13 protein-coding genes and 1 tRNA gene are annotated in these 13,082 nt (G+C 62.2%); all 14 read right to left on the bottom strand.

All coding sequences use genetic code 11. The annotated features are described in order from the left end of the window. Positions 1-45: 45 nt before the first annotated feature. On the bottom strand, positions 46-1,188 hold the full coding sequence (locus JG743_RS18340) for a hypothetical protein (protein ID WP_202292201.1): 1,143 nt from the start codon (positions 1,186-1,188) through the stop codon (positions 46-48). 86 nt (positions 1,189-1,274) lie between these two features. Beyond that, a complete protein-coding gene (locus tag JG743_RS18345; protein WP_202292202.1) occupies positions 1,275-1,451 on the bottom strand; it encodes a hypothetical protein in 177 nt (58 codons plus the stop codon). A gap of 91 nt (positions 1,452-1,542) precedes the next feature. Further along, positions 1,543-2,082, bottom strand: a complete 540-nt coding sequence (locus JG743_RS18350; protein WP_202292203.1) for a J domain-containing protein — start codon at positions 2,080-2,082, stop codon at positions 1,543-1,545. 172 nt (positions 2,083-2,254) lie between these two features. Beyond that, positions 2,255-2,330 (bottom strand) — tRNA-Lys (locus JG743_RS18355). Positions 2,331-2,456: 126 nt separating this feature from the next. Then, positions 2,457-2,933: a DUF6882 domain-containing protein gene (locus JG743_RS18360; RefSeq protein ID WP_202292204.1), complete on the bottom strand. Its 477-nt coding sequence runs from the start codon at positions 2,931-2,933 to the stop codon at positions 2,457-2,459. 38 nt (positions 2,934-2,971) lie between these two features. After that, positions 2,972-4,465, bottom strand: coding sequence for a glycerol kinase GlpK (glpK, locus tag JG743_RS18365; protein ID WP_202292205.1), 1,494 nt, complete (start codon positions 4,463-4,465; stop codon positions 2,972-2,974). Positions 4,466-4,559: 94 nt separating this feature from the next. Next, positions 4,560-6,287, bottom strand: coding sequence for an ABC transporter substrate-binding protein (locus JG743_RS18370; RefSeq protein WP_202292206.1), 1,728 nt, complete (start codon positions 6,285-6,287; stop codon positions 4,560-4,562). Between the two features lie 77 nt (positions 6,288-6,364). Beyond that, positions 6,365-6,652 carry a DUF2160 domain-containing protein gene (locus tag JG743_RS18375; RefSeq protein WP_202292207.1) on the bottom strand — a complete coding sequence of 96 codons (288 nt, stop codon included), beginning with the start codon at positions 6,650-6,652 and terminating at the stop codon, positions 6,365-6,367. A 2-nt stretch (positions 6,653-6,654) separates the two neighbouring features. Next, on the bottom strand, positions 6,655-7,569 hold the full coding sequence (locus JG743_RS18380; protein WP_202292208.1) for a carbohydrate ABC transporter permease: 915 nt from the start codon (positions 7,567-7,569) through the stop codon (positions 6,655-6,657). 1 nt (position 7,570) lies between these two features. After that, a complete protein-coding gene (locus JG743_RS18385; protein ID WP_202292209.1) occupies positions 7,571-8,437 on the bottom strand; it encodes a carbohydrate ABC transporter permease in 867 nt (288 codons plus the stop codon). Then, entirely contained in the window at positions 8,438-9,520 is a 1,083-nt protein-coding gene (locus JG743_RS18390; RefSeq protein WP_202292210.1) for an ABC transporter ATP-binding protein, read from the bottom strand. A gap of 10 nt (positions 9,521-9,530) precedes the next feature. Next, entirely contained in the window at positions 9,531-10,610 is a 1,080-nt protein-coding gene (locus tag JG743_RS18395) for an ABC transporter ATP-binding protein (protein WP_202292211.1), read from the bottom strand. A 38-nt stretch (positions 10,611-10,648) separates the two neighbouring features. Further along, positions 10,649-12,175, bottom strand: coding sequence for a glycerol-3-phosphate dehydrogenase (gene glpD, locus JG743_RS18400; protein ID WP_202292212.1), 1,527 nt, complete (start codon positions 12,173-12,175; stop codon positions 10,649-10,651). A 128-nt stretch (positions 12,176-12,303) separates the two neighbouring features. Then, positions 12,304-13,071: a DeoR/GlpR family DNA-binding transcription regulator gene (locus JG743_RS18405; protein WP_202292213.1), complete on the bottom strand. Its 768-nt coding sequence runs from the start codon at positions 13,069-13,071 to the stop codon at positions 12,304-12,306. Positions 13,072-13,082 lie beyond the last annotated feature (11 nt).

Below are 13,082 nucleotides of genomic sequence, written 5' to 3' on the forward strand. Positions count from 1 at the left end.
CAATCCGGACTGAAAACCGCTACGAAACTTTTCCTGAAGATTGCTCTAGCGGAACAGATATTTGGACACTTCCGGATTGCCGCGGCGCCACATCACATTGTCCAGGAAGTAGTGGTGGACGTTGATGAATATCAGCACGATGAAGAAGAACAGCGACGATCCGAGGACTTGCCTGTCATACGGGATCAAGGCGGTCAGCACGAACGGGATCAGCCAGAAACCGAGATATCCGAGCGCACCGCCCCCGACGATAAATCCCAGGACACGAAGCCTGTAGAGAGGGCCGAGAAAGGACAGGATCTTCGGATGCGGATCGCTCGCGGCATCCGGACCGTCGCGCTCGACATTGGTCTGGTAGCGCCAGACCACCGCCAGGTACTGGAGCGAGTGGAGCGCGGGCACCACGAGCAGCCAGAGCGGGTTTATCCGCGCGATCAGAATCCAAAGGTAAAGCGATGCGACATAGGCCACGACGCCGTTGTAGGGCAGGCCGCCGCCGTTCCTGCGCCAGCGATTGATGAGCATCAGAACCGTCGCCGCCGTGGACGCTGTGGCCGCCACCATGGCGATGTTGGTGATCCACGAAGGGGCCGCGAACGTGTAGTATTCCAGGCCGTAGTATTTGCCGGCGGTGACCGCGGTATTCGTCTGCAGCCAGGCCAGGATCCACACCGCGTAGCTGTTGACCAGCAGCAGCTTCTTGTCCCGATCGTCGAAGAATTTGCGCTTCAGGACGGCATCCACCATCAGCATGCCGTAGCCCTGCTTGACGTAGTGCCAGCCGACGAAAAAGAACATCGCGTTGGTCGCGTAGCCAAGCAGGCGGCTGTTCGCGGTTGCCGCGCCGTAGGCAAAAAACCCGCTCATGATCAGCGGAACGGCGATGCCGGCGAAAATGTAGCGGAGCTGGAGGCCCCTGTCGTACCCGTCGCCCGTCACTTTCCGCCCGAAATTGCGGTAGAAAAGCTGGTAGGAATGGGCGAAGTGGGGATAGTTTATCAGGTAGGCGACAAAGACCATCGTTGCCGCAACGACGCCTTCGTATTCGAGCGGCACAAGAAACAGGACCGGCAGGATGAGAAACGCGCTGCCGCCAAGCATGAGGAAGTCGGCGACCGGGCCGAAGAGATATTTTTGAGGTTTCGCCGCCGCGGGGGCCAGAGCGTCCGCCGAAAGGTGAAGTGCCATGTATCGCCTCCCTTGGGAGCCCAAGTTTAACCAGCAGCCAGTCTGACGACAAGGTTGGGCGCTGTCGCTCTACGCTTTCAAACCCGTCAGGAGACGCGTTTTGGCGACTGCAGTTCGCGCCCCATCCTGGCTGCCTGAAAGATCGTCATCAAAACCAGGACGGGCTCGCCATCGATCTGATTGATCATCAGTGCGACACGGCCGAGCTCGTCGCTCATGGCGCAGGTCCAGTCCTTGACCGCGATCACCTTTTTTTCGGACAATTTTGCCCTCCCCTTGGACGCCCCTTTTATGCCCGTTCGCCATGGAGCATTGGGCGACCCTCACCCGACAGCCGGGACCTTGGGGCGCCCTTCAGTGCGTATGATCGAGCAGTCTGGTCGTGGCAACGTCGCGACTGTGTTCGGAATTGGCTCGATCGATGCCCTCCACGGTAATGGCGAACATCCCGTTTTCGATCCTTGCTATCCAGCCCTTGGCCTTCAGATACCAGAGATGAAAATCCAGATGTTCGCGCGGGCAGCCGGACAAGCGTTCAAGTTCTTCATCGCCAATGCCGGGATTGTTGACGTCCTGGCGGCGTTTTACATAAAGAAGCGCAAGCAGCTTGGCCTGAATGACGACGTCGCGTTCGAGACCTTTGGTGTTGCTGGCCTCCTCGGTCAGCTCGCGGCGAACATTCAGATTGTCTCTATACTGAATGTCGTACTGCGCGCGCTTGACCGGATCCTTCAGCGTGTTGTGGGCCTCCACGATTTCGCTGAAGCGAGAATCATCGCCGGTATCCCGATTGTCGGGATGGTAGCGCATGGCAAAATAACGAAATATCCGTTCAATCGTTTCCGAGTTGGCGTTCGGGCTGATTTCCAGAAGTTCGTAGTAGTCAATGAACATTGGTGGTGCTGCCTCGAATCTACACCACTCCCCCAAGGGCAGCTTGGCGCAACTGGTATGCACATGCAAGCTCGCTCCCGAGAAGGAGTGCCGGGTTTCCCGAGCGAAGAGGACATCGTACCAGGCGGAGCCGTTCCGCCATCGGGGTTGCGCAGAATTTCCGCTGAAAATCTGGTGAGCGCGATGGGATTCGAACCCATGACCTACTGATTAAAAGTCAGTTGCTCTACCGGCTGAGCTACGCGCTCCCGCGGGCTCGAATAAGGCCGCCCTCGAAATTGCGCGGAACATAGGGAGAGTGCCGCGACCGGTCAACCGGAAAAACATGGCTTGCAAGCCGGATTTTCGCTGCGTTCGGCGGAGTGTGGCGCCGATCAGCTGGCCCAGCTGATGGTCTTGAAGATCAGATACAGGCCTCCGCCTTCACCGCGTGGGGAACGGTAGGCACCGAGCGCGTTGCAGATTCGAACCATTGCCCCGGCCAGTTCCCAGCCGAGCGCCTCCAGGTCATTGTTTGTGTCGAGCACATAGGCCTGAGCCAGCTCGTCAATGCCTTTCTCCTCTCCGAAGGACCGAACCAGCTTTGCGTCGGTTAGAAGCTCGCCAGGCAGGTTTGAATTTGCCCAGGCCCACAGCCAGTTGTCTGCTTTGGCACTCGTCGAGCCGGCAATCTGGATCTCGGCGACGACCTTGACGACACCTTGCTCGGAGAACAACAGCTTTCCAGCCTTCAGGTCGTAGTCGTAGCGCGACCAGCTGCCGAGGCGGAAATCCTTCTGCAAGCGGTCGTTCTTGGCGGTCAGCTGATCGTAAGCCTCTTCACGCCAGCCAGCATACCAATCCGGATCCATTCCCCCTCGCCCCGAGCACTCAGCACCTGATGGGCTTCTTATGGCACGCTCAGTGTCCTGCGCACAGCGTCGCGCCAGCCCGCCAGCTTGGCCGAGCGTGTCGAGGCATCCATCTCCGGCTTGAAGCGGCGGTCGAGCGCCCAGGTCTTGGCGAACTCCTTTGCCTTCGGCCACACGCCCGCCTTCGAGCCGGCAAGCCAGGCAGCACCAAGCGCCGTCGTCTCCAGGATGGTCGGCCGGTCGACCGGCGCGTCGAGGATGTCGGCCAGGCGCTGCATGGTCCAGTCGGAGGCGACCATGCCGCCGTCGACCCTGAGCACCGTCTTGGCGGACGCCCCCTTCCAGTCCTTGCGCATGGCGTCGAGCAGGTCGCGGGTCTGGTAGGCGACGGATTCCAAGGCCGCGCGGGCGAATTCCGCCGGGCCGGAATTGCGGGTCAGCCCGAAGATCGCGCCGCGCGCTTCGGCGTCCCAATGCGGCGCGCCGAGGCCGACGAAGGCTGGCACAAGATAGACATTCTGCGCCGGGTCGGCGGCTGCCGCCAGCGTGCCGCTCTGCTCGGCCTTGCCGATCACCTTGATGCCGTCGCGCAGCCATTGCACGGCGGCACCGGCGATGAAGATCGACCCTTCCAGAGCATAGGTGGTCTTGCCGTTCAGCCGATAGGCAATGGTGGTCAACAGCCGGTTCTTCGAGCGCACCAGATCGGCGCCGGTGTTGAGCAGCGCGAAGCAGCCGGTGCCGTAGGTGGATTTCATCATGCCCGGCTCGAAACAGGCCTGGCCGATGGTCGCGGCGTGCTGGTCGCCGGCGACGCCGAGAATTTTGATCTCCGATCCGAACAGGGCTTTGTCGGTCACGCCATAGTCATCGGCGCAATCCTTCACCTGCGGCAGCATCGCGGCCGGGATGCGCAGGAGCGACAGCAGCTCGTCGTCCCAGACATTCTTCTCGATGTTGTAGACCAGCGTGCGCGAGGCGTTGGTGGCGTCGGTGGCGTGCACCTTGCCGCAGGTCAGCCGCCAGATCAAAAAACTGTCGATGGTGCCGGCGAGCAGTTCGCCCTTTTCGGCGCGCTTCCTGGCGCCTTTCACCTTGTCCAGCATCCAGGCGATCTTGGTGCCGGAGAAATAAGGATCGAGCAGCAGCCCGGTTTTCCTGGTGAATGTCTTCTCCAGCCCCTGCTTCTTCAATTTCTGGCAAAGCGGCGCGGTGCGGCGGTCCTGCCAGACGATAGCATTGTGGATCGGCTTGCCGGTCGCCTTCTCCCAGATGACGACGGTCTCGCGCTGGTTGGTGATGCCGATCGCGGCGACGTCCGAAGCGTTGCGGCCGGCTGCCTTCAGCGCGGTCTTCACCGTCGCCACCACGCTGGACCAGATCTCCTCGGGGTCGTGCTCGACCCAGCCGGAGGCCGGATAGTACTGGGTGAATTCCTGCTGGCCAGTGCCAGCTACCTTCATATTGTCATCGAACAGGATCGCCCTGCTCGATGTCGTGCCCTGGTCGATGGCAAGCACAAAGCCGCTCATTTCCGCTCCTCCGCTCTTCATGCAACAGGGGAGACGGCAAAAGCCGCCTCCCCCGCAGGATCCATACGGGCGCTGACGCCCGCATCAGGCAGTGTTACTTCTGCCAGCTCTTCACCAGTTCGTCGTAGTTGATGGTGATCGGCTTTTCCTTCTCGTTCTCGATCTTCAGCTGAGGCGCGAGATTGCCCTTCTTGACCGCGTCGGCGTTCCAGTAGGCGAGGTCATGCTCTTCGGCCATCTTCGGGCCGATATCGCCCTGGACGCCCGACTTCTCGATGCGGCTCATGACCTTTTCCTGTTCGCCGCAGAGCGAGTCCATCGCTTCCTGCGCGGTCTTGGCACCCGACGAGGCATCGCCGATCGCCTGCCACCAGAGCTGAGCCAGCTTCGGATAGTCAGGCACGTTAGTGCCGGTCGGCGACCACTGGACACGGGCCGGCGAGCGATAGAACTCGATCAGGCCGCCGAGCTTCGGAGCGCGCTCGGTGAAGCTCTTGTCGTGGATCGTGCTCTCGCGGATGAAGGTCAGGCCGACATGGCTCTTCTTCACGTCGACGGTCTTCGAGGTGACGAACTGCGCGTAAAGCCAGGCGGCCTTGGCGCGGTCGGTCGGCGTCGACTTCATCAGCGTCCAGGAACCCACGTCCTGGTAGCCGAGTTTCATGCCGTCCTTCCAGTAGACGCCGTGCGGCGACGGCGCCATGCGCCACTTCGGCGTGCCGTCGTCGTTCATCACAGCCTTGGCGCCGGCGTCGACCATCGAGGCGGTGAAGGCGGTGTACCAGAAGATCTGCTGAGCAACCGCACCTTGCGCCGGCACCGGGCCGGATTCGGAGAAGGTCATGCCCTGGGCTTCGGCCGGAGCGTAGGCCTTCAGCCAGTCGAGATACTTCTGGATCGAGTAGACGGCAGCCGGGCCGTTGGTATCGCCGCCGCGCGCGGTGCAGGAGCCGACCGGGCGCGAATTCTCGTCGACCTTGATGCCCCACTCGTCGACCGGCAGACCGTTCGGGATGCCCTTGTCGCCGTTGCCGGCCATCGACAGCCAGGCGTCGGTGAACCGCCAGCCGAGCGACGGGTCCTTCTTGCCGTAGTCCATGTGGCCGTAGACCTTCTTGCCGTCGATCTCGCGGCCGGTGAAGAACTCGGCGATGTCCTCATAGGCCGACCAGTTGACCGGCACGCCGAGGTCGTAGCCGTACTTGGCCTTGAAGTCGGCCTTGTTCTTCTCGTCGTTGAACCAGTCGTAGCGGAACCAGTAGAGGTTGGCGAACTGCTGGTCGGGAAGCTGGTAGAGCTTCTTGTCCGGCGCCGTGGTGAAGGAGGTGCCGATGAAGTCCTTCAGGTCGAGGTTCGGATTGGTGACATCCTTGCCGTCGCCAGCCATCCAGTCGGTCAGGTTGCGCACCTGCTGGTAGCGCCAGTGCGTGCCGATCAGGTCGGAGTCGTTGACCCAGCCGTCATAAAGGTTCTGGCCTGTCTGCATCTGGGTCTGGATCTTCTCGACGACGTCGCCTTCCTGGATCGTGTCGTGCGTGACCTTGATGCCGGTGATGGCGGAGAAGGCCGGCGCCAGCACCTGCGATTCATAGGAATGGGTGGCGATGGTTTCCGAGACGACCTTGATATCCATGCCGGCGAAAGGCTTCGCGGCATCGATAAACCATTGCATCTCCTTTTCCTGGTCGGCGCGCGAGAGCGTCGACAGCGGGCCGATCTCCTTGTCCAGGAAGGCCTTGGCCTCGTCCATACCGGCATAGGCGTTGCCAGCCCCGAGCAATAGGACAAGGGCAGTCGTTGATGTTAAAATTTGCCGTCGCATGAGTTTCCTCCACATTTAGGTTTCAAGTGCGATCTGGAGCGGCCGCCGGCACGCGGCCGCTCCAACAGTTTCCCCCTCTATACGTAGCGGAACACGCCGATGGCGTAGACTACGGAGAGAGCGAGAGCCCACCACAGGTTGGGTCCAACCAGACCCAGCCAAGCGAGATGGATGAAGGCGCTGCCAAGCAGCGAGAGGAAGAGACGGTCGCCGCGCGTCGTCTCGAAGCGCAGTACACCGATGCGCGGATTGCCGCCCGGCGAGGCATATTCCCAGGCCGCCATGCCGCAAAGCAGCAGAAAGACGGTTCCGAAGAAGGCTGCCGTCGGCCAGGTCCAGGCCATCCAGGTGAGGTCGAGGTTCATGGTCACACCCTCCCCAGGGCAAAGCCCTTGGCGATGTAGTTGCGGACAAACCAGATGACCAGCGCGCCGGGGATCAGCGTCAACACGCCGGCGGCGGCGAGCAGACCCCAGTCCATGCCGGCTGCCGAGACGGTGCGGGTCATGGTGGCGGCGATCGGCTTGGCGTCGGTGGTGGTCAGCGTGCGCGCGATCAGCAGTTCCACCCATGAGAACATGAAGCAGAAGAAGCAGGCGACGCCGATGCCGCTGGCGATAAGGGGCATGAAGATCTTCACGAAGAAGCGCGGGAACGAATAGCCGTCGATATAGGCCGTCTCGTCGATCTCCTTCGGCACGCCCGACATGAAGCCTTCGAGGATCCACACCGCCAGCGGCACGTTGAACAGGCAGTGCGCGAGAGCCACCGCGATATGTGTGTCGATCAGGCCGAAGGCGGAATAGAGCTGAAAGAAGGGCAGCGCGAACACCGCCGGGGGCGCCATGCGGTTGGTCAACAGCCAGAAGAACAGGTGCTTGTCGCCGAGGAAGCGGTAGCGCGAAAAGGCGTAGGCCGCCGGCAGCGCCACGGCGACCGAGATCACCATGTTCATCACCACATAGGTGATCGAGTTGATATAGCCCGAATACCAGGACGCGTCGGTGAAGATGGTGACGTAGTTCGCAAGCGTCGGCGCGTGCGGATAGAGCGTCAGCGATGAGACGATCTCCGCGTTGGTCTTGAAGCTCATGTTGATGAGCCAGTAGATCGGCAGCAGCAGCACGATGATGTAGAGCGTCGGCACGATCCACCACCAGCGCGATTCCTCGCCGCGCCGCCGCATCAGCCGCGCCACCTCGTCTTGCGACAGGGCGCTGCTCAGCCCTTCCGTAACCGTCGTCTCGCTCACTCTTTGCGTTCTTTCGTTGACGCCGCTCATCTCAGCGCTCCGCGTCGTAGTTGGTCATCACGGTGTAGAAGACCCATGATAACAAAAGGATGATCAGGAAGTAGACCAGCGACATGGCCGCCGCCGGACCGAGGTCGAACTGGCCGAGCGCCGTCTTGACGAGGTCGATCGACAGGAAGGTCGTCGAATTGCCGGGGCCGCCGCCGGTGACGACGAAAGGCTCGGTGTAGATCATGAAGCTATCCATGAAGCGCAGCAGCACGGCGATCAGAAGCACGCGCTGCATCTTCGGCAGCTGGATGTAGCGGAACACCGCCCAGCGCGAGGCGCCGTCGATCTTGGCCGCCTGGTAGAAGGCATCCGGGATCGAGACCAGGCCGGCATAGCAGAGCAGCACGACAAGGCTGGTCCAGTGCCAGACATCCATGATGATGACGGTGACCCAGGCATCGATCGGATCCTGGACATAGTTGTAGTCGATGCCGAGTGCGTTGACGTAGTAGCCGAGCAGGCCGATGTCGTTGCGGCCGAAGACTTGCCAGATTGTTCCGACAACGTTCCACGGGATCAGCAGCGGCAGCGCCATCAGCACAAGGCAGACTGGTACGCCCCAGCCCTTCTTCGGCATGTTGAGCGCGATGAAGATGCCGAGCGGCACTTCGATGATGAGGATGATGAACGAGAAGATCAGGTTGCGGACCATCGCTTCCCAGAAGCGGTCGGAATGCAGCAGCTCCTCGAACCACTCGGTTCCGGCCCAGAAGAAGACGTTGTTGCCGAACGTGTCCTGCACCGAATAGTTGACGACCGTCATCAGCGGGATGACGGCCGAGAACGCCACCAGCACCAGCACCGGCAGCACAAGGAACCAGGCCTTGTTGTTCCAGGTCTTTTCCATCTATGCCCCCATCTCGACGCGCCAGGAATCGGCATAGATGTTGATGCCGGCAGGGTCGAAGCTAATCTTCGGTTCGGCCGGCACGGTGTCGTCCTCGCCAATGACGGCGGCGATCTCGCGTCCCTCGAGGCTGGCGCGCACCACCTTGTGGCGGCCGACATCCTCGACCTTGCTGACTTTCACGGCCATGCCGTCGCGGCCGATCCTGACATATTCAGGGCGGATGCCGAGCTCGATCGACCCGGCGCCGGTGTTCCCGGTCACAGTCTTGGGCACGCCCGGCAATTCGATGCGCTGGCTGCCGATCGTCGCGGTCCTGCCGTCGATCGCGACAGGCATGACGTTCATGCCCGGCGAGCCGATGAAATAGCCGACGAAAGTGTGGCGCGGCCGCTCGAACAGTTCGGCCGGCGTGCCGATCTGGACGATCTCGCCATCATACATGACCACCACACGGTCGGCGAAGGTCAGCGCCTCGGTCTGGTCGTGCGTGACATAGACCATGGTGTAGCCGAAGCGGCGGTGGAGCTGCTTCAGCTGCGAGCGCAGCACCCATTTCATGTGCGGGTCGATGACGGTCAGCGGCTCGTCGAACAGGATGGCGTTGACGTCCGAGCGCACCAGGCCGCGGCCAAGCGAGATCTTTTGCTTCTGGTCGGCGGTCAGGCCGCGCGCTTTCCTGTTCGCCCATGACGCCAGGTCGATCATCTCCAGCGTCTCGCGCACCTTGCGGTCGACGTCGGCTTCCGGCACGCCGCGATTGCGCAGCGGGAAGGCCAGATTGTCGTAGACGGTCATGGTGTCGTAGATGACCGGGAACTGGAACACCTGCGCGATATTGCGCTCCTGCGTCGACAGCCTGGTCACGTCCTTGCCGTTGAACAGCAACTGGCCGTGCGAGGGGTGGAGCAGCCCCGAGATGATGTTGAGCAGCGTGGTCTTGCCGCAGCCGGAGGGCCCGAGCAGCGCATAGGCGCCGCCATCCTCGAAAGTGTGGTGCACTTCCTTCAGGGCGAAATCCGAATTCTTCTGCGGATTGGGCAGGTAGGAGTGGCGGATGTGGTTGACGTCGATGCGTGCCATCGCTTCCTCCTCAAGCCGCCAGCTTCGTCGCGGCCACGGCGCGGCCGCTTCCGTCGAAGACCATGATGTGGCGCGGATCGATGAACACCTCGACCACGGCGTCGGGCTCGAAGTCGCGGATGCCGTGGGTCAGCATCACCCAGCGGGCGTCGGCGAAATCGAGATGGATGAAGCTCTCCGACCCGGTGATCTCGGTGATGGTGACCTTGGCCCGCACCGGCACCGCGGCCGCGTTGGGCCGTTCCAGCGACAGATGGTGGGGCTGAAAACCGATCGTATAGCTGGCATCGGGAATGCCGACGAGTTCCGCCGGCACCGGCAGCGTTACGCCGCCTTCCAGCAGGAAATCAGGCCCCTTCTTGGCGAGCACGATGGTGTTGAGGGGCGGGTCGGCGAAGGTCCTTGCCGTCACCAGGTCGACCGGCTTGCGGAACACCTCGATGGTCGGCCCGAACTGGGTGACGCGGCCTTCTGCGAGCGTCGCCGTGTTGCCGCCGAGCAGCAGCGCTTCATGCGGCTCGGTGGTGGCATAGACGAAGATGGTGCCGGCGGCGGCGAAGATTTTTGGCAACTCGGCGCGCAACTCCTCGCGCAGCTTGTAGTCGAGATTGGCGAGCGGCTCGTCGAGCAGCACGAGGCTGGCGTTCTTGACGATGGCGCGGGCGAGCGCGGTGCGCTGCTGCTGCCCTCCGGACAGGCTGAGCGGCGTGCGGTCGAGATAGGGCGTGAGCTTCAAGAGTGCTGCAGCATTGCGCACTTCCTTGTCGATCTTCGCCTGGTCAGTGCCGGCAACGCGCAGCGGCGAGGCGATGTTCTCGTAGACGGTCATTGCCGGGTAGTTGATGAACTGCTGGTAGACCATGGCGACGTTGCGCTTCTGCACCGGCAGTGCCGTGACGTCCTTGCCGTCGAACCAGACCGAGCCGGAGGTCGGCGCGTCGAGGCCGGCCATCAGCCGCATCAGGCTGGTCTTGCCGGACAGCGTCGGTCCGAGCAGCACGTTCAGCGAGCCGTGCTGGAGCGTCAGCGACACGTCGCGGATATGCTCCACGGCGCCGACCGTCTTCGACACGTTTCTCAGTTCCAGCATGATGCCTCCTCCCCGGCTCTGTGCATCACACGGCCATCCTATTCGGCCGCCGCGACATGGCGGCGGCTTATTCCACGCATGAATTCGTCGAGTGTCGCGGCCTGCTCACGGCTGAGATGCAGGCCGCGCTTGGTCCGGCGCCACAATACATCTTCGGCGGTGAGCGCCCATTCGTTTTCGACGAGATAACGCACCTCGGCCTCATAGAGATCGGCGCCGAAGTTGCGGCCGAGATCGGCATTCGACTTGGCGAGCCCGAGCACGGCCTGCGCCAGCGTCCCGTAGAGCCGGGTCAACCGGCGGGCCAGGCGCTGGTCGAGGAACGGATAGGCGCTCTTCAGTTTCGCGACCTGCGCCTCGAAGCCGGTGGCCGGGAAGTTGCCGCCCGGCAGCGGCGCGTTCGATGTCCAGGGCTTGCCGCGCTTGCCGAGGAAGCCCTCGATCTTTTCCAGCATCGATTCCGACAGCCGGCGGTAAGTGGTGATCTTGCCGCCGAAGGCGTTGATGATCGGGGCTGCCCCCTCGCCGCCATCGGCCTTCAGAACATAGTCGCGGGTCGCTTCCTGCGCCTTCGAGGCGCCGTCGTCATAAAGCGGGCGCACGGCCGAATAGGTCCAGACGATATCGGAACGCTTGACGGGCTGCGCGAAATATTCGCTTGCCGCCGCGCAGAGATAGTCGATCTCGGTGTCGCTGATCTTCACCTCGTGCGGATCGTCCGGATAGTCGCGGTCGGTGGTGCCGATCAGCGTGAATTCTTCCTCATAGGGAATGGCGAAGATGATGCGGCCATCCTTGTTCTGGAAGAAATAGGCGCGCGGGTCATCGAACTTCTTGCCGATGACGATGTGGCTGCCCTGCACAAGGCGGACATTGTGGACGTCGTTCTGGCCGACCGTCGCCGAAAGCACGTGATCGACCCAGGGGCCGGCGGCGTTGACCAGAAGCCTGGCCCTGACCTCCTCGGTCTCACCGCTCCGCAAATCCTGCAGCCGGATGGTCCAGAGATCGCCGTCGCGCCGGGCGCCGACGACCTTGGTGCGGGTGCGGATGATCGCGCCGCGATCGGCGGCGTCACGGGCATTCAGCGCCACCAGCCGGGCATCGTTGACCCAGCCGTCGGAATATTCGAAAGCCTTGCGGAACAGCGGCTTCAGCGGCTTGCCGGCCGCGTCCTTCGCCATGTCCAGCGTCTTCGTCGCCGGCAGGAGTTTGCGTCCGCCGATATGATCGTAGAGGAACAGGCCAAGCCGGATCAGCCAGGCCGGCCGCAATCCCTTGGCGTAGGGCAGCACGAAGCGCATCGGCCAGATGATGTGCGGCGCGTTCTTCCAGAGAACCTCGCGCTCCATCAGCGCTTCGCGCACCAGGCGGAATTCGTAGAATTCGAGATAGCGCAGGCCGCCATGGATCAGCTTGGTCGAGCCGGACGACGTGCCGCTGGCCAGATCGTTCATCTCGGCAAGAAAGACCGAGAAGCCGCGACCAACCGCGTCGCGGGCGATGCCGCAGCCGTTGATGCCGCCGCCAATGACAAAGATGTCATGGATCGGTGATGCGTCCAAGGAAGTCCTCCAGCGATTTCGCATTGCAGCATTTTTGGTCTTTTGCGAAACCGTGACGGAATTAATTCGAAATACGAACGAATGTCAAACGAAATATCACAGGCGCGTGATGACGCTGCGGAGACGGCCTAGCCGAGCGACGTTTCGATCAATTGCACCTCCGCCTCCTCGCAGATCTTGCGCACCGAGGGGATGTCGCAACGGTCGGTGATGAAGGTGTTGACCTGCGACAGATGGCCGATGCGGACCGGCGCGGTGCGTTCGAACTTGGTCCGGTCGGAGACGAGGATGACATGCCTGGCATTGGCGATGATGGCTTGCGCCACCTTCACCTCGCGAAAGTCGAAGTCGAGCAGCGCGCCGTCATGGTCGATGGCCGAGGCGCCGATGACCGCGTAGTCGACCTTGAACTGCCGGATGAAATCGACGGCGGCCTCGCCGACGACCCCGCCGTCGGAGCCACGCACGACCCCGCCGGCGATCACCACCTCGATCGAAGGATAGACACGCATCCTATTGGCAACATTGATGTTATTGGTGATGACCATGAGGCCGTTGTGATCCAGCAAAGCCTTGCTGACGGACTCCGTCGTGGTGCCGATGTTGATGAACAGAGAGGCGTTGTCGGGGATCAGCCTGGCGGCGGCGCGGCCGATCGCCTCCTTCTCCTCGGCGGCGATCTTGCGACGCGCCTCATATTCCATGTTCTCGATGCCGGACGGGAACAGCGCCCCGCCGTGGATGCGGGTGAGCAACCGCTGGTCGCAGAGGTCGTTGAGGTCCTTGCGGATGGTTTGCGGCGTCACGTTGAACTGCGTTGCCAGATCGTCGACCAGCACGCGGCCATGATCCTTGGCCATCTGGATGATCTCGGCATGACGCGGCGACAGAAACATCGCTCTCCTCC

It is taken from the genome of Mesorhizobium sp. 131-2-1, assembly GCF_016756535.1.
Classification (GTDB): domain Bacteria; phylum Pseudomonadota; class Alphaproteobacteria; order Rhizobiales; family Rhizobiaceae; genus Mesorhizobium.

Bases quoted from the DNA above. Each gene is read 5' to 3' on its own strand.
- JG743_RS18340 (WP_202292201.1), bottom strand. From the start codon at position 1,188: ATGGCACTTCACCTTTCGGCGGACGCTCTGGCCCCCGCGGCGGCGAAA.
- JG743_RS18350 (WP_202292203.1), bottom strand. From the start codon at position 2,082: ATGTTCATTGACTACTACGAACTTCTGGAAATCAGCCCGAACGCCAAC.
- JG743_RS18360 (WP_202292204.1), bottom strand. From the start codon at position 2,933: ATGGATCCGGATTGGTATGCTGGCTGGCGTGAAGAGGCTTACGATCAG.
- glpK (WP_202292205.1), bottom strand. From the start codon at position 4,465: ATGAGCGGCTTTGTGCTTGCCATCGACCAGGGCACGACATCGAGCAGG.
- JG743_RS18370 (WP_202292206.1), bottom strand. From the start codon at position 6,287: ATGCGACGGCAAATTTTAACATCAACGACTGCCCTTGTCCTATTGCTC.
- JG743_RS18375 (WP_202292207.1), bottom strand. From the start codon at position 6,652: ATGAACCTCGACCTCACCTGGATGGCCTGGACCTGGCCGACGGCAGCC.
- JG743_RS18380 (WP_202292208.1), bottom strand. From the start codon at position 7,569: ATGAGCGGCGTCAACGAAAGAACGCAAAGAGTGAGCGAGACGACGGTT.
- JG743_RS18385 (WP_202292209.1), bottom strand. From the start codon at position 8,437: ATGGAAAAGACCTGGAACAACAAGGCCTGGTTCCTTGTGCTGCCGGTG.
- JG743_RS18390 (WP_202292210.1), bottom strand. From the start codon at position 9,520: ATGGCACGCATCGACGTCAACCACATCCGCCACTCCTACCTGCCCAAT.
- JG743_RS18395 (WP_202292211.1), bottom strand. From the start codon at position 10,610: ATGCTGGAACTGAGAAACGTGTCGAAGACGGTCGGCGCCGTGGAGCAT.
- JG743_RS18405 (WP_202292213.1), bottom strand. From the start codon at position 13,071: ATGTTTCTGTCGCCGCGTCATGCCGAGATCATCCAGATGGCCAAGGAT.